We start from the raw sequence: 16,446 nt of genomic DNA on the forward strand, positions 1-16,446 counted from the left end.
GGCGCGAGGTCAGCCATGCGCCGGAGGGCGCGGCATGCCGGCGGTGCCCGCAGCCGGCATGAGCGGCTGCCCGATCCAGGCGCGATTCAGTAAGCACGTGAGGGACGGACAGGGTTCGCCGCGGATGCGTGCCATGGCTTCCTGATAGGGGCCGACGGTCCGCAATCTCTCCGGCAATGCTGCGTAGGCCCGCGGCAGCCAGATTCGAGCTCGCGCCGCGCTGCGGCGATCGCGCTCGTCGAAGGGCAGTGCAAATGCCAGCCGCAGCCGCTCCGGCAGCATCTCGGCGGTCAGCGCCGTGAACCAGCGCGGCGGCCCGATCCATGTGGCCTCGCCCGAAAAGATGCGCTGCGCGATGTCACGCGCGGCGGCGCTGACCGTCAGCGTATCCGACGCCATCATCCCGGCCGTGTAGGCCTTGAAGGACACCCAGTCCGGCGGCAGCGCCTCGTGCGGAATGCCGAACAGCCCGGCGAAGCGCGTCGCCTCGCGCCAATATTGCTCGCGCTCAGCGTCACCGAGCGGCGGACACAACAGGCCGTAGGACATCATCGCCGTCTCGACCAGCGTCGCGTGCACCCAGCGCAGCGCATCGACGTCGTTGGCGACAAAGCGCGAGCCGACCGGGAATGGCCCGACGCTCTCCGGCATCACGCCGTCGACCGCAGCGTGCCGCCGATGAAGACGGCGCGCCACAGCGACCGCCTGAGCGCGCGTGCCGAACACCATGGTGTAGACGATGCCGAACGTGCGATGGAAGCGGCCGAGCGGATCGGCGAACACTTTCGACTGCTCGGCAATTCCGGCCGCGACCCAGGGATGGGCGAGTTGCAGCAGCAGCGCGCGTCCTGCCCCGAGAAACAGCGCGGCTTCGCGATGCACAAGCCACATCACGCTGTCAGGTCCAAGCACGCCATCGCCCGCGACGGCGGGGGCCGACAGCACCTCGTCGAGACAGCGCTGGAAATCGGCCTCGCTGACGATCACGGCCGTTTGGGGATCTCCAGCCCGCGCTGCACCGCCGGCCGCGCCAGGCCGCGTTCGAGCCAGGCCTTGACCTGCTTCAGTTCATCGAAGACGACCAGCTCGCGCGCGCCATAGAAGCCGATCAGATTGCGGACCCAACCGAGCGTGGCGATGTCGGCGATGGTGTAGTCGTCCTCCATGATCCACTGCCGGCCGTCGAGCCGCGCCTCGAGCACCGAGAGCAGCCGCCTGCTCTCGGCGACGTAGCGCTGCAGTGGCCGCTTGTCTTCGTACTCACGGCCGGCGAATTTGTGGAAGAAGCCGAGCTGGCCGAACATCGGCCCGATGCCGCCCATCTGGAAGTGCAGCCATTGGATGGTCTGCCAGCGCCGCGCCGGATCCGTGGGGAGGAATTTCCCGGTCTTCTCGGCCAGATATTGCAGGATCGCGCCGGACTCGAACAGGCCGAGCGGCTTGCCGCCGGGCCCATCGGGATCGACGATCGCCGGGATCTTGCCGTTCGGATTGAGCGAGAGAAACTCCGGCGTCTTCTGGTCGTCCGTGCCGAAATCGATCGTGTGCGGCTCGTAGGCCAGCCCGGTCTCCTCCAGCATGATCGAGACCTTCACGCCGTTGGGCGTCGGCAGCGAGTAGAGCTGGATGCGGTCGGGATGCTGCGCCGGCCAGCGCGTGGTGATCGGGAAGCTGGAGAGGTCGGACATCAGGGCTTGCTCGCGCGTTGCGGTGAGGCCTTCAATCTAAGTTCATCCCGAGCCGCTGCAAGATGTCAGGAACCGGCCGCACGTCCGGGGCCTTATGTGGCTGCAACGCGCAGAAGGTCAGCATGCCAAGTCCGACCTACCAGCTGATCATGCAGGCGATGCATGCACGACGACAGGTGTTGTGCATGTATGGTGGATTTGCCCGTGCGCTGTGCCCTATCATCCTCGGTCATACTGCGGGACGTGAGCGCGTGCTCGCATTTCAGTTCGCCGGTGGCGCGAGCCGCGGCCTGCCGCGAGGCGGACAGTGGAAGTGTTTCGACATTGCCGAGATGAGCGAGGTCGAGCTGCGCGAGGGCCGCTGGCATTCCGGGCGCAATCATCGCCACCCGCAACATTGCGTCGCCGAGGTCGAGCTCGATGTGAACCCGGACAGTCCCTACGCGCCGACGCGACCGATTGCGACGCCAAGCAGGCGATGATGCTATTGCGGCTCGCGCAGGCGCACACGCAGCAGCGCCGGCAGCTTGGCCGTGGCCTCGTGCTGGGCGAGCTTGGCCGCGACGCGGCGCATCAGCGACGAGGCCCCCTGCTTTGCCAGCACCTTCAGACCACGCGCGCTGAAATCGACAACCACCTCGTGATGGCGCATGCCCTTGCCGCCCTTGACCAGGCCAAGGTCGCGCACCAGGCAATAATGCCCGTCGCTCATGCGTGCCAATCGGGTGTTCTCGAACATGTCGAGAAGCAATGCATCGAGTCGGGATTCCGTCAAGATTGACAGGAACGACTCAGGAACTCAGCACGCTACCGACCGGACGTCGCGGTGAAAACGGCAGCGCAGGCCCGTAGCCGAAGCGCAGCACGAGATCCGGCCGCCGCGTCGTCCCGATCAGACGCGCCAGCTCGGGCCGCAAGGCGGCCACTTCGACCGGCTGGTTGATGAAGGCAAGCTTGAGCCCGAGCCGCGTTGCTTCGAGCGCGAAGCGCTGACAGGCCTGTCCGACCTTGATCCAGTGCGCGGCATCGGCCTGCTCGGCCGCGAACACGGCAATCCCCGCAGAGGACGCGATCTGGCGCGCATATTTGTCGTTCTCGGCGGATGCGTCGAACAGGCGGTCGAACGCGAGGCTGCCCAGCGCCGTCGGCAATGATGGATTGCCGCTGGCTCCAGCAAACAGGCCGTCGCCACTCGCCATCGCACTGCGCGGATTGAAGCGGATCCAGTCCTTCAGCTCGCGCATGAACGCGGCGTCGCGCATCTGTGCGCTGTTGCCGGCCATGACGAGATCGCGGATTGCCGCGATGGCGGCAGGCGCCGTGATGATGGCGAGATCGACACCGGCCACCGCTGACGCGACCTGCAGGGACGAGAGATCGCGCGGCGGCACCTCGCGTCCGTCATAGTCACCGCGCGTCGACTGTCTGCGGACGATGGCGGACAGCAGCGGATCGACGTCATCACGCCGCCCTCCGGTGAAGCTGTAGCGCACCATCGGACCGTCGATCATCACCTCGCCCGGACGGCCGCTGGCAGCGGCCGCGATCGCAAGGTTGGCCGCCGCGCAGCCGAGGCTGACGTACAGATGATGATCGTCGGGATCCACCACCGCCGTGCGTCGCGACAGATCGGGCGTGATCGTGATCGCATCGGCCGCCACGGCGAAGCGCCATGGCTGCGTGTTGTGGCCGTTGGCCGCCAAGGTCGCGTAGCGGATCACGTCGGCGACCTCCGCCGACAGCGGCGCGCGCAGCCGCGCGCTGTAGTCGTCGTATGCGGACATCGTCCCGGTGGCGGAGCGCCACGCACCCGCGCCGAGCGCAGCCGCCGTCAGCGCGCCGCTTGCTCCTAACAGGATCTGCCGTCGGTTCATGATCACATGCTCGCCGAACTGATGACGACGAGGATAAACGTGTCTCGCGCCAAAGTGTTGTTTCAGATCAACAACGTCACGTTCGACCAAAATACCTCGCAATGCGCCGTTGACAGCAACAACAAACGAGCGTAGGTACCGCCGCCTTGCGGATGACTGCACCCGCGACGAACATGAGCGAACCAATGTCCTTCTACGAACACATCATCTGCACGTCCAACGGCTTCGGGCCGTCGGATCGCGCACGCCATGCTCGGGGGAGCGGTCTTGCCTGACGCAAGATCCATTGTCCGGTTCACACGGACCCTCCCGAGCCAGCCGCTCCGGAGGGTTTTTTGTTGCCCTCACGTCAGCGGCTCGCACGGCGAACTCACAATTGTCCCGGCGACCAGCCGGAACGGGAGACCCGGATCCCGGGGCTCGCGCAGGTGATGCGCGTGCCCAAGAGCGCGGGGCCTGTCGGAGGGAACGAGGCGTTCGCGCCGGACACCGATGACAGAGCGAGCTTCCTTGGAGCTCGCACCATGCGGCGTCGATGAGCGCCGCAGACAAGCTATTTGAATTCCCGGCCGCTTGCGGCCCGGAACTGCTGGTGGTGAAGATCGCGGATCCTTCGCGCCAATGCGGCGACGAGCCGCCTTCGATCGATCGTACCGTGGAATCCGTCAAGCGAGACGGGTGAGTCGCGGGTTGCGGTGAGGCCGACGCCAAACCTGCGTTTCGATCGTCGTATTGCCGCGATCGCCCGTTCCCCAGCATGCAAACATCGTCGCCCGGCTGCATTTCGCAGCCGAGCAACGCACCGTCGCAACTAACAATCGGCGTCGTCCGCGCGAACGCGGGGCGACACAGCGGAGTTGCACGGCCCCACATCCACGAGCCGTGGTGAAGACGACTGTTACTTCGCTTGCCACGCCAGAGGTCGCGGGTTCGAATCCCGTCCGGCAGCACGCCGGTAGCTCAGAGGTCAGAGCGCTGTCCGGTCCGCGAAAGTGGGACCGGGTCTCAGTCGTCGCCTGTTCCCGGCTCGTGGTCCCGCTTTCGCGGCGGTGGTGAAGATGTCTGTTACTTCGTTGAAACCGAGCGCCCGACAAGGGCAGCGACAGCATCGACCCGTCCCCGCCGCCCCCTTGCCACGCGCCGTGGTGAAGAGTGCTGATACTTCGATTGCTAATCGAGAGGTCGTGGGTTCGACTCCCATCCGGCGTTCCATGCGCCGGTAGCTCAGCGGCAGAGCACTATCCGGTCCGCGCGAGTGGAGCGGAGCTCAGCATTCGCCCGTTCCCGGCGCGTGGTCGCCATCGCGTGTGATGTCACGGCATCGCGCGTGTCGGCCGGTGCTCCGGCCATTCCATCCAACATCCATCAACCCAGAGGAGGCCACCATGGTCAGGCTCAACACGTTCCTGCGCGCCTTCACCCACGAGGGTGCGCCATCCCGACAGCTCGCGCCGGTGCAGGCGCTCCAGCGCACGCTGATGAGCTGCCTGTTGTGGGAGGACCAGTTCTACGAGGACGGGGTCGCGATCGCCGATCGGATCAAGGCTCTCGTGGCGCAGGTCGAACCGCGCGAGGTCGCTCAGCTTGCAGTGCGCGCGCGCGAGGAGATGAAGCTGCGCCACGCGCCGCTGCTCGTCGCCCGAGAAATGGCACGGCTGCCGTCGCACCGCGCGCTGGTCGCCGAGACGCTGGCCCGCATCATCCAGCGGCCGGACGAGATGACCGAGCTGCTCGCGATCTACTGGGCGGATTCTCTGGGTCCGCAGCAGCAGCGCAAGCGGCAGCCGGTCTCGGCGCAGGTCAAGAAGGGGCTGGCGAAGGCGTTTGCGAAGTTCGACGCCTATCAGCTCGCGAAGTATGACCGCGACGGCCCGGTGCGGCTGCGCGACGTCCTGTTCCTGGTGCACGCCAAGCCCAAGGACGCGGACCAGGAGGCGGTGTGGAAGCAGCTCGTCGATGGCGAGCTGCCCTCGCCCGACACTTGGGAGGTCGCGCTGTCGGCGGGTGCGGACAAGCGGGCGAGCTTCGAGCGGCTGCTCGCCGAGAAGCGGCTCGGAGCGCTGGCGCTGCTGCGCAACCTGCGCCTGATGCGCCAGGCCGGGGTGCCGCGCGCGACGATCGCGGCCGCGATCGAGACGATGCGGACGGACCGTGTCCTGCCGTATCGGTTCATCACGGCGGCCCGGCATGCGCCGAACTTCGAGCCCGAGCTCGAGCAGGCAATGCTGCGCTCGGTCAAGGGCCATGCGCGGCTTCCGGGCCGCACGCGGCTCCTGATCGACGTGTCCGGTTCGATGTTCGCGACGCTGTCCGCCAAGTCGGAGATGACGCGGGCGGAGGCGGCGTGCGGGCTGGCGGTCCTCGCCCGCGAGGTCTGCGACGAGGTGGAGATCTTCACGTTCAGCGATGAGGTCGTGAAGCTGCCGCCGCGGCGGGGTTTCGCGCTGCGCGATGCGATCATCAACTCGCAGCCGCATTCCGGGACCTATCTCGGCCGCGCGGTGAAGGAGGTCGACCGCAAGGGCGACCGCCTGATCGTCTTCACCGACGAGCAGAGCCACGATCCGGTACCGTCGCCGAAAGCGCGCGGGACCATGGTCAACGTGGCGTCGTACCAGCACGGGGTCGGTTACGGCCCCTGGACGCGGGTCGACGGCTTCTCCGAGGCCGTGATCGCCTGGATCGCGGCGCAGGAGCAGACCCTCCGCGGCGCCACGCTGCACTGACGACAACCGGCCCGGACGCGTCACAGACGCGCCCGGGTCTCACTTCGAAAACGAGCACTGATGACATCTGCGCCGATCTCATCCGCGCGCAGCGAACGCCGTCTCCGCCTCGCGACGCAGCCGGTCCGGCGTGTCGACATAGCGCGGCGAGTAATGGAAGGTCGTCAGGCGTCGCGCGCCGGCCTCACGCGCCAGACGGCCCGCTTGGGCCGCGGTGAGATGCCGCCGCTCCCGCGCAATATCCGCATCTTCGTCGGCAAAGGCGCTCTCGATGAACAGGTGATCGGCGTTGCGCGCGAGCGCGACGATCCCAGCGGCGTTCTCGGGGGTGAACGCGGCATCGGTGACATAGGCGATGCGTTGGCCGGGGCCGCGGCGCAGCACATGCTCGCACAGCAGCCCCAGCGGCAGGATGCGACCGCCCGCCTCGATCGGTGTGTCGTCCCCCTCGCCGCGTCGTGCCGCGCTCTTGGCGATGTTGAGCCACGGACCGACGTCGAGACCGAGCGTGGCGAGGCCCTCGGTCCAGACATTGATCCGCATGGCTTCCTGCAGTGCGAAGCCGAGCGAGGGAATGTTGTGCTCCAGCGCGCAAGCCTCGATTCTGAGTTCGCCATCGTCGAACACGATGCCCTCCGGGAAGGACTCCTCCGGCAGCGCCTCGCCGCGGAATGCGTGCCGCGCGCGGAAGAGTGCGCGGCCGGCAAGTCGGTTGGACACGAACTCGCCGACATCGATCACGAGATCCGGCGAGCCCTCGCCGAGCAGATTCCAGTCGTAAGCGGCAAGCTTCGCAGCAACGCCTTCGATCAGGCCGGAAGGTCCGACCACACGCAGCGCGCCCATGCGCCCGAGATGTACGCGCAGCAGCCGGTCGAAGCCGCAAAAATGATCGAGATGGCGGTGGCTGACGAACACCTCGCTGACGCGCAGCAGCTCGCGATGGGACAAGGATCCGAGGTCGCCGCAGTCGAACAGCATCGCGCGGCGGCCGAAGCTGAAATCGACATAGACGCCGGGATCGCCGAACACATCGTTGATCAGGCGCGGCTGCACCAACGCACTCATGATGCCCTGCCGTGCTGTTCCACGAGCCCTCCGTCATCATCGCTCAATCAAGCATCGCGCGGCCTTCATCAGCGCAAAGCCGAGCAGATTGAAGCCAAGCCGTGCGGAGGGATCGCGCGCCCTTCGCAGCCATCACCTGATGGCCGCGATCAGATGTGCCAGATTTTCCTGCGATGTCCAGCTGCCGAGAAGGCAGCGAGCGGGCTCGTTCGTCTCACCGCCTGCTCGTTCGTCGCGCAACCCGTTCTTGCGTTGATCGAGGCGCTTGCACCGGCCGGCCCTCAAAGCGACTTCGCGCTGACCCGCCGCGCGCCCGCTTCCTTCAGTATGCCCTCCACCTCGCCCGACTGCCGTCCGTGACAATCGACGGATACCTCGATCTCGCCTCCCAGCTCGGGCGCGCCCGTCTTGTCGACGCCGGGGTGGCCACTCTCGACGTCGGCGCCGGCGGCTTGCGAGCCGGCGCTGTTGGCGGTGCCCGGCGCCTGCACGAACACGTCGGTGCGGGCGATGCCGTGATCCTGCACCAGATGCTCGACGGCGAGCTCGGCGTCACGGCGCGTTGCGAAATGACCGATGATCGTGCGTTCCATTTGATAGTCCTTGGCTGTCTCGCCGCTGAGCATCATCTGTGTTCAGCGTCGAACGCATGGCGCATGGACACCGTTCCATGGCGCCGCGGCGCCGGTGATCGACGCGCGCCGGCGCCATGCTCCACCGGGCCGAAGGGTTGGAACGATCACGATCGGCTGTTGTTGCCGGGTCCGGCAAACCGTTTCCCTCAGGACGTCTCGTCTCACGCGCATGACCGTCGACCATGCGTGGTGTTCGCGGGCGGGCTCGGACTCGGCGCCTATCATGGCGGTGTCATCGAAGCTTTCGTCGCGCGAGGCGGCCGGCTCGATTGCGTGACGGGCGCCTCCGCCGGCGCGATCACCGCGGTTCTGATCACAGGCAGCGCGCCCGACGCACGCCGGCAATTCAAGCGACTGTTGGCAGGCGGAGCACACGCTCGACGCCCGCTTGCTGCAGACAGCTGCAAGGCCGCGCCGGAACCGAGGAGATTCACCTGTCGAGCGACCTACCGTCCGGGCGCCGAGGAGGCCGGACCCGCAAAGTCGCTCGACCTTTCGGCCGCGGCGCTCGACGAGCGCTGGCGTGCCGGTTCCCTCGACACGCAGCAGGCCAGGGCGATGTCGCCGCCTGTCGACGGTATCCAGGTCGTGCGGCGGTCCTCCAATGCTTGACGACGGCCGAAATTCCCCAAAAACGCCGCTTCAACCCGCCGTCCGAGGTCACAGCCCTTGACGGAACAGCCATAAACCGGACAAAGATTGCGCCAAAATGTCGCGGCGGAGGTGATCCCATGAGATACGTCGACGGCGCTGTGATGTTCTTCAGCCTGTGGCTGCTGGCATCCATGATTCTCGACGCGCTGACGCCGCCCGAGCTGAATTTCTACATGATCGGCCCGATCATCGCGCCCGCGGTGCTCATCACCGGCTTCCTGTATGGGCTCCGCATTCCCTCTCGCGACTTCGTGCTGGTGTCAGCGGCGGTCTGGCTGGTCTGCGAGATGATGCTGGAGATGATCACCCCGAAACCGCTCTCACCCTTCCTGGCTGTTTCAGCCGTCGCGCCGCTGCTGTTGGCCGGCATCCTCCTGCACATCCAGCACTGGCGCCAGACCGGCGGCCATCCGCGCCGGCCCGGTTCGCCGTCGTTGACCGACGCGCCGGTCTCCTCCAACGTCCTTCCGAGCCGACGCCCGTTCTGACGGGATCCGGCAGCCCGCGTCACACGCCGGTGGCCTCCATCGCCAAGCCGGACGGCCCTGAACCGGCACCATCGCCCCTCGCCGCTTAGGAACGGCGGATCGCACGCATCGTGGTGACCGAATCGCGCGACCGCGGATTGCTCCGCACGCGCATCGAATCGCCATGGCGCGACGTGAGAGCAGGAATGGCGAGTGGCCCGTTTCAAGACGGTGCGCCGGGAGCGCTGGCGCTGCGGCCCGGCGAGGGCAAGCCGGACAACGCGACCGACCCCTATTTCATTGGGGTCCGCGACGATCTCGCCGACAAGGGATTCTTCACCGCAAATGCGGAGGAGCTGATCACCTGGGCGCGCAGCGGCTCGTTGATGTGGATGACCTTCGGGCTCGCCTGCTGCGCCGTGGAGATGATGCAGATGTCGATGCCGCGCTACGATGCCGAGCGCTTCGGCTTCGCGCCGCGCGCCTCGCCTCGGCAATCGGATGTGATCATCGTCGCCGGCACGCTCACCCACAGAATGGCGCCGGCCTTCCGCAAGATCTACGATCAGATGCCGGAGCCGCGCTACGTCATCTCGACACCGGGGCGAACGCGTAACGGCGTCATGCGCCCAGAAATTCGTTTCGCTTGTCAGCTCAACGACATCAGCGCTGTCCAGTCTTGTCCTTGAAAATATTTCTCTTTCTATTTTTCGGAATTCGTGTTCTATCTGCGTGATCCCGTGCTCCTCGAGAGGGACGCTTCGCGATCGTTACGGACGTTGGGCGCGGGATGCGGTGGCCGCTGACATGCCGCAGCGCAGGTGACTGTGCGGACGAACGGCAGTTGGCGGACGTGAAATCGCGTGGTCCTGGCATCCCGACGCTGATGCCAAGCCTTTGGGTGATGATGATCCCGAAGGCGACGGTGGCTAACACGCCGGACACCGGGGAGATCGCGTATAAGCGTGAAGACCATCGCGCGGGGAATGCCGGGTTGATCCGGCTGCACCTGTGGTGACTGCCGCCTGCTTTTCTTGCTGCAGGCGGGCCATGGGTGAGGCCATCACCCGGCATTCCCCGCGCCCTCTGTTTTCCGAGGGCGAACCGACCGCACAGCTCGGGCGCCATGCGCGTCGCGAGGCCGAACGCTGACGTCTGCAGGGGACGATGATGTCACCGCCGCCGGAGCAATCAGCGACAGAACCTCGAGGCCGAGAGAGAGACGTTCTCCGCCCTGGCAGCCTTTGGATAATGCACGGCAGAATGCAGAATTTTCCGTAATCCTACGGGACTGAAAATTTACGTGGAACTCAGAAACCTGCTCTTAAGCTCTCTACGTCCATCAGAAGCCGACACACAGCCGCGCGGGGACCATGCTGAACGAACTTCTTGTGATCGAAGATGCCGACGTTCATCTGTCGATCCTGCGCAAGATCGCTGTGCAGGCGGGCTTTGCGACGACCGGCGTAAACTCGGTGGACGGCGCCATGAACGTGCTGCGCCGGCGCAACTTCGAGTGCATTACGCTCGACCTGAATCTCGGCGAGCGCTCCGGCACCGAGGTGCTGCAACTCCTCGCCGACATCAAATCCCGCACCCCCGTCCTGATCATCAGCGGCTCGGACGACCAGACCCGCGACGTCACCGTCCGCGCCGGCAAGATCCTCGGCCTCAACGTCTACCCGCCCTTCTCCAAGCCGGTCGACCTCGCGCTGCTGCGTCAGACCTTGCGCCAGATCGCCGCCGATACCGATCGCCAGCGGCTCGTCAAAGCCAACATCCGCTAGCGCGAACGCGCGTCTCTCACCGGTGCTCTTCCTGCCGGCGCCCGCGGCATTGCCGCGCGGCGGCCATCGCCATGTCGCCTTTGATGCAGATCAAGGCGCCGCACGCCCGCCGCCTGTTGGCTGGTCCGGGGCGAACGGAAACGAGATGCAATGACGGCAGCGAATTCAGCCAGCGAAGCAGCGGTGGTCGAGGCCACGCCCTACGAACTCATCGGCGGGGAAGCGGGCGTGCGACGTCTGGCCGAGCGCTTCTACACGATCATGGACGAGGAGCCCGACGCGAGCGGCATCCGCGCGATGCACGATGCCGACCTCGGTCCGATCAAGCAGCTGCTGTTCGAGTTTCTCAGCGGCTGGCTGGGCGGACCGGCGCTGTATTTCGAGCGCGCCGAGCATCGCTGCATCATGTCGGCCCACCGGCCCTATCCGATCGGCGACGCCGAGCGCGACGAGTGGATGACGTGCATGCGCCGCGCGATGTTCGATTGCGACATCACCGGCGACATGTACGATCTGCTCGATCGGGCGTTCCTGCGGATGGCCAACGCCTTCCGGACGCGCACTGCCGGCTGAGCCCCTCGGGCTCAGCCCCGCTTCTCGGCGGCTTCGCGCGCCAAGCGCTCGGCGCGAAGACGCTCGCGGTTCTTGTAGAAGGCCCGCTGGGCCTCCTCATGCTCGCGCATGGCCTGCTCGGCATCGGCCCTGCGCATGGCATCGCGCGCCCGACGCTCTTCAGGCGTGAGGACGCGTGGCGGTCTGGCTGTGCTTTCGTAAGTCATGTTCAGATAACGCCGGGCATCGCGAGGAGTTCCGGGCGGGCCGGTCACTCAGTCCGCTTTGCGAGGAAACAGCCGGTCGCGGATGTAACGGGACGTCGGCGTCAGGCTCAGTCCGTAGGGCTTCTGCCAGACCGCGCGGTCGATCTCCTTCTTGTCGCCGATCTCGAGCCGGCCCTTGGCGTGCTTGGCAATGAAGATCGCGTCGCTCATCTTGCGACCGGACCGCTTGTTCTTGGCGGTGACCTCCTTCCACAGGCGCAGCCGGCCGAGCTTGAGCTTCGGAAGCTCCTCCTTGATCTCGCGCTTCAGACAGTCCTTCGCGGTCTCGCGCGCCCGCTTGCGGCCGCCTGGAAACATCCAGCGCCCATCGATACGGCGCCGGACCAGGAGAACCTTTCCGCCCTTGGCGGCAACCAGCTTGGACGCCTTGGTCATGTCTCCGGAACTCTCACCTCGGACGAGCAATGAAGCGGAGCGTATCAGGATTCGTTCCCAATCCCGCCCCGGACCTTTGCGGAGCCTCGCTGCGGTCCAACATCGTCAGGCTTCGCCGGCCGGCGAACGCCGCGCAGCCCGACGCCGCGCGGTTCTGCCCGGCGGCATCTCCGAGAGCGCCGGCTTGCAGCGCCTCGGCGATCAGGACCGGTCTAGTAGCAGGAGCGCGGATCGACCGCGACGTACTCTCCCGACGGGTAGCGATAGTAGCAATTGCCCTGCGACAGATAATAACCCGGCCGGGACGCTGCGGTCGCGCCCGCGATCGCTCCGGTGGCGCCACCGAGCACGGCGCCTGCGGCTGCGCCGCCGGCCTTGCCGGTCAGGATGCCGCCGAGGACGCCACCGATGATGGCGCCGCCGAGCGCGCTGGCGGCAGGATCCGGATCGGCCGGCGGGGGCGCGGGTTCGTATTCGACCGCCGGCGGCGCGCGATAGGCTGCGGCCGGCGCATAGACGACGTCGTCGGCGTAGTCCTCGGACACGTAGGTCGGCGGTCCGTCCATCGGCTCGTCATAATAATACCAGACGCCGCCCACGTCCCACCACCAGCCGCGGCGCCCATTGTGCACCTCGTGACGCCAGCGGCCGCCTTCCCAGCCGAGCCGGCCCCGATAGGATTGCCCGCCATAGTCCCGCACGGCGATGCCGCCGCGCGCATATCGGGCGTCGGGGCTCCGGCCCGCGGCCGCGGGGCCGGGCCCGGGAGCGTAGCCATGGCCACGGTCATAGCCGGCGCCCGGAGGGCGCCCCTGCTGTTGCGCGACGGGTGCCGCTGGACGAGGCTGGGGCGGCATGGCGACGCGCGGCGCCGGTCCACCCGGCTGTCCTGCCACCGGACCTTGGCTCGGCGTTGGGATGTGCCCCTGGACAGCCCCTTGCATAGCGCCCTGGCGTGGCCCCTGCTGCGCCTGGGGCTGACCGGCCGGCTGACCACCCTGCCCCTGGCGGATGACACCTGGCGGGCGGCCCTGCGGAGGATGGCCCGGGCCGGCCTGGTCCGGGCCGGGACCCTGGGCGTTTCCGGCGGCAGGCCATGCCACGGCCGTGAGGATCGCCAAGGCCGGCAGCCAGAATCTGGTTTGATCGAACGACGTCATGCTTCCCTACCCCTCGCTCGCCCGCCAACTCTGCTGTCGTGGCCAGGGCGGTGGCTTGCCGATCTCCGGCTGGACGCTGCGCCGAACCTCTCGGCCGCACCACATTCTGCGCGACAAACCGATCAAATCGCGACAATTTTGCGGCGAGTTCCCTCGGCCACGATCAGGATACGCGAAAAGCGCCCTGATTCGCCGCCGCGATCGCCCGGTCGAGCCGATGCGCAGCGGGCGATGATCGGGCTGCAGCCGATGCCGCATTCGGTGCTGCGTAATCGGGGGCCACCGTCCTCAGCGCTCCGGCGTGATGACGTTGCAATTGCTCCGCCCCGACATCAGGCAATCCTGCATCTTGCTCGCGGCCGTAAGGCTGTGCGCCAGCCAGAGGCCGAAACCGACCATAACTGCTGCGAACACCAGCGCTGCGATTGCGCCTCCGCGGCCGCTGCCCTCGTCCTGTCCACCCATGCGATGACGTGCCTAGGCCGAGCGCTGGTCGGCCGCCGCGCCGTGGGGCTCCTGGTGCTGACGCGAAGCCGGCGTGACCGGCGCGATCCGGGTGCAGCTCGTCACCCAGAAGATCTGCCCGCATTCCCATTCCGCGCCGAGCACGCCGGGCGGCACCGGCGTGGGACGGGCGAGGACCGCAGTCATGACGCATGCGCTGATCACGAGGCCCACAAGCGCGAGGGCGAGCGCGATGCGCCCGCGCCCCCGAAATACAGAGGTCATGCCGGTAAACTCCGTTGGACGTCGCACCCGGGCGGTGCGCCAGTGCCCGTGGGGTGTGAGGCAATTCACATCCGGCTGACCTTCGTCAGCGTGACGGGGAATGTTTACATAGCGCTGGGCGTACAGCATGCAAGCGTGGGGCATGACCGATGTGGAGGAGCGGCGATAAAGCATTTGTCATCGACGCATGCGATCCTATACACACGGCCTCGCGCTGGCCTTCGCTCCTGTTCACACGACCGTGGACGACCTGCCGGGTGGCGCACACAGCCCCTGACCGACCACACCCTGACCGAACACCCAAATAGCGAAGTGACGACGTCTCCATGAGAGGATTCAAGGAACCTGGATTTGCCGACCGGCAGAAGGCCGCACAGCAGGCCCGCCAGAGCATCGTGCAGAAGTTCAAGGCGCAGCCCGGGCCGGACGATCCCGAAGTCGTGAAGCGCCGGCAGGAGCGCGAAGCTGCCGCCGCCCGCCGCGAGCAGCAGCGGCTCGAGCGCGAGGTCGCGAAGGCCGAGCAGAAGCGGCTCGAGGAGGAGGCGAAGGCGGCCGAGGCCGCGCGGCTTGCCCGCGAAGCCGAAGAAGAGGCCGCCCGCCTGGCCGAGATGGAAGCCGAGCAGAAGGCCAAGCGCGATGCGCGCTACGCCGCGCGCAAGGCGCGCGGAAAGAAGAAGTAAGCGTGCGGGGCGCCGTGGCGAGCTGCTCGCCACGGCGCCCTCGTCGATGTTTCCGGCTTGGCCTCCAGACCAAGCCTCGAGCCTGACAGGGATTCGAGCCTGACAGGGACTCGGGCCCGACGGGGATGGGCCGAATCAGTTCTTCTTCATCATCCCGTCGTCCTTCTTCATTCCGTCCTTGGACATGGCATCGTCCTTCTTCATGCCGTCCTTGGCCATCGTGTCCTTCTTCATGCCGTCGTGGGACATCGCCCCTTTCTTCATCCCGTCGTCCTTGCCCATCTTGTCATCCGCAAAAGCGGCCGGCGCCGCAGCGACGCTGAACGCGACGGCAGCGGCAGACAAAGCGAGGATGAGGCGGTTGCGAGAGGTCATGATGGTCGCTCCTTCGAGGTGCGGGGTTGGACGGCGATCAATGCGCCGCTCACCCATCTCGACGATGCAAACAGAGCGGTTGTTACGGGCGCTCGGAATTATTTCCGTCGATCAATTTTGATTCGAGTTTGGCGATGTTTGGAACGTCGACACAATTTCGCCCAGGCAGGCCGATGTTAGTGCAACCGCTGCACGGGACTCAGAGGCTGACATTTGCGCCGCAGCAATATGTCGCTTCCCCTGCATTTGAACTCGAACCAACTGTATAGTTCGGCTAGAGGTAATTCCGGCGGTTTGGCTAATAATCAGCAGGCCAGCGAACCCGGTCGGGAACCCAATCAGAAGTTGTCCAGGGGAAGTCTCATGCTCTCACGACGCCATATCATCGCCTCCGCGCTCGCTGCGCCGGCCATCCTGCGCTTTGGAACGGGAACCGCCCAGGCCGCAACGACGCTGAAAATCTCGCATCAGTTCCCCGGTGGAACCATCGACAAAGGCGACTTCCGCGACCGGCTCTGCCGCGTGTTCTCCGAGGAAGTGGCCAAGCGTTCCGGCGGCGAGATCGCCACCGAGATCTACCCGAACTCGTCGCTCATCAAGACGGTGGCGCAGTTTTCGGCGATGCGGAAGGGTGCGCTCGATATCAGTCTTTACCCCATGCCCTACGCCGGCGGCGAGGTTCCCGAGACCAACATCGCGTTGATGCCGGGCCTTGTCACCACCTATGACCAGGGCATGCGCTGGAAGAACGAGCCGGTCGGCAAGATGCTGAGCGACTTCCTCGCCGACAAAGGCATCATTCTGCTGAGCTGGGTCTGGCAGGCCGGCGGCGTCGCCAGCCGCTCGCGTCCGCTGGTGACGCCCGACGATGCAAAGGGCATGAAGGTGCGCGGCGGCTCGCGCGAGATGGACATGGTGCTGCAGACCGCCGGCGCGTCCGTGCTTTCGGTTCCCTCGAACGAGATCTACACCGCGATGCAGACCGGCGCCTGCGATGCCGGCATCACGTCGTCGACCAGCCTGATCTCGTTCCGCCTGGAGGAGGTCTCGAAGGCCCTGACCTCCGGCGCCAAGGCGTCGTACTGGTTCATGCTCGAGCCGCTGATGATGTCCAAGGCCTCGTTCGACAAGCTGCCGAAGAACCAGCAGGACATCCTGCTCGCCGTCGGCGCAGAGATGGAAGCGTTCGGGCGCAAGGGCGCGCAGGAGGACGATATCGAGGTCGCCAAGGTCTATGAAAAGGCCGGTGCCAAGGTTGCCGAACTCGACGCCGAGACCGTCAACAAATGGCGCGACATCGCCCGCGACACCGCCTGGAAGGACTATGGCGGCAAGTCGGCGAACTGCGCCAAGCTCCTCAAGCTCGCCTCCGACGTCGCGGCCTGATTG

The 16,446-nt window shown here is 66.5% G+C and carries 22 protein-coding genes, 1 tRNA gene and 1 pseudogene; 12 read left to right on the top strand and 12 right to left on the bottom strand.

Annotated features, from left to right (window positions below):
• Positions 1-9 precede the first annotated feature (9 nt).
• Both HL666_RS29935 and HL666_RS29940 read right to left on the bottom strand, forming a co-directional pair.
• Positions 10-987 (bottom strand): oxygenase MpaB family protein, encoded by a 978-nt coding sequence (locus tag HL666_RS29935; RefSeq protein WP_172109058.1) that lies wholly within the window; start codon positions 985-987, stop codon positions 10-12.
• Positions 984-1,688 carry a glutathione S-transferase family protein gene (locus HL666_RS29940; RefSeq protein ID WP_172185137.1) on the bottom strand — a complete coding sequence of 235 codons (705 nt, stop codon included), beginning with the start codon at positions 1,686-1,688 and terminating at the stop codon, positions 984-986. Before HL666_RS29940 ends, HL666_RS29935 begins: the two co-directional genes overlap by 4 nt.
• 122 nt (positions 1,689-1,810) lie before the next feature.
• On the opposite strand from HL666_RS29940, the gene HL666_RS29945 reads away from it, so the two are divergent.
• Positions 1,811-2,170, top strand: coding sequence for a hypothetical protein (locus HL666_RS29945; RefSeq protein ID WP_172109063.1), 360 nt, complete (start codon positions 1,811-1,813; stop codon positions 2,168-2,170).
• Positions 2,171-2,172: 2 nt separating this feature from the next.
• Here the strand turns inward: HL666_RS29945 and HL666_RS29950 are convergent, their stop codons facing one another.
• Both HL666_RS29950 and HL666_RS29955 read right to left on the bottom strand, forming a co-directional pair.
• A complete protein-coding gene (locus HL666_RS29950) occupies positions 2,173-2,400 on the bottom strand; it encodes a hypothetical protein (RefSeq protein ID WP_172109065.1) in 228 nt (75 codons plus the stop codon).
• Positions 2,401-2,479: 79 nt separating this feature from the next.
• Positions 2,480-3,562 carry an Acg family FMN-binding oxidoreductase gene (locus HL666_RS29955; RefSeq protein ID WP_172185139.1) on the bottom strand — a complete coding sequence of 361 codons (1,083 nt, stop codon included), beginning with the start codon at positions 3,560-3,562 and terminating at the stop codon, positions 2,480-2,482.
• A 535-nt stretch (positions 3,563-4,097) separates the two neighbouring features.
• Between HL666_RS29955 and HL666_RS29960 the strand changes: the two genes are divergently transcribed.
• From HL666_RS29960 to HL666_RS29970, 3 genes are all read left to right on the top strand, one after another.
• Complete coding sequence (locus HL666_RS29960; RefSeq protein WP_172109068.1) at positions 4,098-4,244, top strand: hypothetical protein; 147 nt, start codon at positions 4,098-4,100, stop codon at positions 4,242-4,244.
• 455 nt (positions 4,245-4,699) lie between these two features.
• Positions 4,700-4,774: transfer RNA gene (locus HL666_RS29965), tRNA-OTHER, on the top strand.
• A 173-nt stretch (positions 4,775-4,947) separates the two neighbouring features.
• On the top strand, positions 4,948-6,288 hold the full coding sequence (locus HL666_RS29970) for a TROVE domain-containing protein (RefSeq protein ID WP_172185141.1): 1,341 nt from the start codon (positions 4,948-4,950) through the stop codon (positions 6,286-6,288).
• Positions 6,289-6,366: 78 nt separating this feature from the next.
• On the opposite strand, the gene HL666_RS29975 is transcribed toward HL666_RS29970, so the two are convergent.
• Both HL666_RS29975 and HL666_RS29980 read right to left on the bottom strand, forming a co-directional pair.
• The gene (locus HL666_RS29975) at positions 6,367-7,356 is read right to left on the bottom strand and encodes a ribonuclease Z (RefSeq protein ID WP_172185143.1); all 990 of its coding nucleotides are present in this window, start codon (positions 7,354-7,356) and stop codon (positions 6,367-6,369) included.
• A 281-nt stretch (positions 7,357-7,637) separates the two neighbouring features.
• Complete coding sequence (locus tag HL666_RS29980; protein WP_172109074.1) at positions 7,638-7,949, bottom strand: hypothetical protein; 312 nt, start codon at positions 7,947-7,949, stop codon at positions 7,638-7,640.
• A gap of 63 nt (positions 7,950-8,012) precedes the next feature.
• Here HL666_RS29980 and HL666_RS34345 point away from each other — a divergent pair, with 63 nt between their 5' ends.
• The 6 genes and pseudogenes from HL666_RS34345 (at position 8,013) to HL666_RS30010 (ending at position 11,472) form a co-directional block, all read left to right on the top strand.
• Positions 8,013-8,603, top strand: a complete 591-nt coding sequence (locus HL666_RS34345) for a patatin-like phospholipase family protein (protein ID WP_246741660.1) — start codon at positions 8,013-8,015, stop codon at positions 8,601-8,603.
• A gap of 119 nt (positions 8,604-8,722) precedes the next feature.
• A complete protein-coding gene (locus tag HL666_RS29990; RefSeq protein ID WP_376698631.1) occupies positions 8,723-9,133 on the top strand; it encodes a hypothetical protein in 411 nt (136 codons plus the stop codon).
• 185 nt (positions 9,134-9,318) lie between these two features.
• Positions 9,319-9,732, top strand: a pseudogene (gene nuoB / locus HL666_RS29995) (NADH-quinone oxidoreductase subunit NuoB); the annotation flags it as partial.
• Positions 9,733-9,956: 224 nt separating this feature from the next.
• Positions 9,957-10,130 carry a hypothetical protein gene (locus tag HL666_RS30000; RefSeq protein ID WP_172109076.1) on the top strand — a complete coding sequence of 58 codons (174 nt, stop codon included), beginning with the start codon at positions 9,957-9,959 and terminating at the stop codon, positions 10,128-10,130.
• Between the two features lie 355 nt (positions 10,131-10,485).
• On the top strand, positions 10,486-10,899 hold the full coding sequence (locus HL666_RS30005) for a response regulator (RefSeq protein WP_172109078.1): 414 nt from the start codon (positions 10,486-10,488) through the stop codon (positions 10,897-10,899).
• A gap of 150 nt (positions 10,900-11,049) precedes the next feature.
• Positions 11,050-11,472, top strand: a complete 423-nt coding sequence (locus HL666_RS30010) for a group II truncated hemoglobin (RefSeq protein ID WP_172109080.1) — start codon at positions 11,050-11,052, stop codon at positions 11,470-11,472.
• A gap of 11 nt (positions 11,473-11,483) precedes the next feature.
• Here HL666_RS30010 and HL666_RS30015 read toward each other — a convergent pair whose 3' ends face one another.
• The 5 genes from HL666_RS30015 to HL666_RS30035 all read right to left on the bottom strand — a co-directional run bounded on the left by HL666_RS30015 (position 11,484) and on the right by HL666_RS30035 (position 14,002).
• Positions 11,484-11,678, bottom strand: coding sequence for a hypothetical protein (locus HL666_RS30015; RefSeq protein ID WP_172109804.1), 195 nt, complete (start codon positions 11,676-11,678; stop codon positions 11,484-11,486).
• Positions 11,679-11,726: 48 nt separating this feature from the next.
• Positions 11,727-12,113 carry an NUDIX hydrolase gene (locus HL666_RS30020; RefSeq protein WP_172109082.1) on the bottom strand — a complete coding sequence of 129 codons (387 nt, stop codon included), beginning with the start codon at positions 12,111-12,113 and terminating at the stop codon, positions 11,727-11,729.
• 212 nt (positions 12,114-12,325) lie between these two features.
• Positions 12,326-12,970, bottom strand: coding sequence for a hypothetical protein (locus HL666_RS30025; protein ID WP_210262309.1), 645 nt, complete (start codon positions 12,968-12,970; stop codon positions 12,326-12,328).
• 591 nt (positions 12,971-13,561) lie between these two features.
• The gene (locus HL666_RS30030; protein ID WP_172109084.1) at positions 13,562-13,738 is read right to left on the bottom strand and encodes a hypothetical protein; all 177 of its coding nucleotides are present in this window, start codon (positions 13,736-13,738) and stop codon (positions 13,562-13,564) included.
• A gap of 12 nt (positions 13,739-13,750) precedes the next feature.
• A complete protein-coding gene (locus HL666_RS30035) occupies positions 13,751-14,002 on the bottom strand; it encodes a hypothetical protein (RefSeq protein ID WP_172109086.1) in 252 nt (83 codons plus the stop codon).
• Positions 14,003-14,328: 326 nt separating this feature from the next.
• Between HL666_RS30035 and HL666_RS30040 the strand changes: the two genes are divergently transcribed.
• Positions 14,329-14,682: a DUF6481 family protein gene (locus tag HL666_RS30040; RefSeq protein WP_172109088.1), complete on the top strand. Its 354-nt coding sequence runs from the start codon at positions 14,329-14,331 to the stop codon at positions 14,680-14,682.
• 135 nt (positions 14,683-14,817) lie between these two features.
• On the opposite strand, the gene HL666_RS30045 is transcribed toward HL666_RS30040, so the two are convergent.
• The gene (locus HL666_RS30045) at positions 14,818-15,057 is read right to left on the bottom strand and encodes a pentapeptide MXKDX repeat protein (protein WP_172109806.1); all 240 of its coding nucleotides are present in this window, start codon (positions 15,055-15,057) and stop codon (positions 14,818-14,820) included.
• 363 nt (positions 15,058-15,420) lie between these two features.
• Between HL666_RS30045 and HL666_RS30050 the strand changes: the two genes are divergently transcribed.
• Positions 15,421-16,443: a TRAP transporter substrate-binding protein gene (locus tag HL666_RS30050; protein WP_172109090.1), complete on the top strand. Its 1,023-nt coding sequence runs from the start codon at positions 15,421-15,423 to the stop codon at positions 16,441-16,443.
• Positions 16,444-16,446 lie beyond the last annotated feature (3 nt).

Origin of the sequence: Bradyrhizobium aeschynomenes (assembly GCF_013178945.1) — a bacterium.
Taxonomy (GTDB): domain Bacteria; phylum Pseudomonadota; class Alphaproteobacteria; order Rhizobiales; family Xanthobacteraceae; genus Bradyrhizobium; species Bradyrhizobium aeschynomenes.

Bases quoted from the DNA above. Each gene is read 5' to 3' on its own strand.
- HL666_RS29960 (WP_172109068.1), top strand. From the start codon at position 4,098: ATGAGCGCCGCAGACAAGCTATTTGAATTCCCGGCCGCTTGCGGCCCG.
- HL666_RS30035 (WP_172109086.1), bottom strand. From the start codon at position 14,002: ATGACCTCTGTATTTCGGGGGCGCGGGCGCATCGCGCTCGCCCTCGCG.
- HL666_RS30015 (WP_172109804.1), bottom strand. From the start codon at position 11,678: ATGACTTACGAAAGCACAGCCAGACCGCCACGCGTCCTCACGCCTGAA.
- HL666_RS29940 (WP_172185137.1), bottom strand. From the start codon at position 1,688: ATGTCCGACCTCTCCAGCTTCCCGATCACCACGCGCTGGCCGGCGCAG.
- HL666_RS34345 (WP_246741660.1), top strand. From the start codon at position 8,013: ATGGACACCGTTCCATGGCGCCGCGGCGCCGGTGATCGACGCGCGCCG.
- HL666_RS30010 (WP_172109080.1), top strand. From the start codon at position 11,050: ATGACGGCAGCGAATTCAGCCAGCGAAGCAGCGGTGGTCGAGGCCACG.
- HL666_RS29975 (WP_172185143.1), bottom strand. From the start codon at position 7,356: ATGAGTGCGTTGGTGCAGCCGCGCCTGATCAACGATGTGTTCGGCGAT.
- HL666_RS30025 (WP_210262309.1), bottom strand. From the start codon at position 12,970: ATGCCGCCCCAGCCTCGTCCAGCGGCACCCGTCGCGCAACAGCAGGGG.
- HL666_RS30020 (WP_172109082.1), bottom strand. From the start codon at position 12,113: ATGACCAAGGCGTCCAAGCTGGTTGCCGCCAAGGGCGGAAAGGTTCTC.
- HL666_RS29950 (WP_172109065.1), bottom strand. From the start codon at position 2,400: ATGAGCGACGGGCATTATTGCCTGGTGCGCGACCTTGGCCTGGTCAAG.
- HL666_RS29980 (WP_172109074.1), bottom strand. From the start codon at position 7,949: ATGGAACGCACGATCATCGGTCATTTCGCAACGCGCCGTGACGCCGAG.
- HL666_RS29970 (WP_172185141.1), top strand. From the start codon at position 4,948: ATGGTCAGGCTCAACACGTTCCTGCGCGCCTTCACCCACGAGGGTGCG.
- HL666_RS29990 (WP_376698631.1), top strand. From the start codon at position 8,723: ATGAGATACGTCGACGGCGCTGTGATGTTCTTCAGCCTGTGGCTGCTG.
- HL666_RS30040 (WP_172109088.1), top strand. From the start codon at position 14,329: ATGAGAGGATTCAAGGAACCTGGATTTGCCGACCGGCAGAAGGCCGCA.
- HL666_RS30030 (WP_172109084.1), bottom strand. From the start codon at position 13,738: ATGGGTGGACAGGACGAGGGCAGCGGCCGCGGAGGCGCAATCGCAGCG.
- HL666_RS29955 (WP_172185139.1), bottom strand. From the start codon at position 3,562: ATGAACCGACGGCAGATCCTGTTAGGAGCAAGCGGCGCGCTGACGGCG.
- HL666_RS30045 (WP_172109806.1), bottom strand. From the start codon at position 15,057: ATGACCTCTCGCAACCGCCTCATCCTCGCTTTGTCTGCCGCTGCCGTC.
- HL666_RS30050 (WP_172109090.1), top strand. From the start codon at position 15,421: ATGCTCTCACGACGCCATATCATCGCCTCCGCGCTCGCTGCGCCGGCC.
- HL666_RS29945 (WP_172109063.1), top strand. From the start codon at position 1,811: ATGCCAAGTCCGACCTACCAGCTGATCATGCAGGCGATGCATGCACGA.
- HL666_RS30005 (WP_172109078.1), top strand. From the start codon at position 10,486: ATGCTGAACGAACTTCTTGTGATCGAAGATGCCGACGTTCATCTGTCG.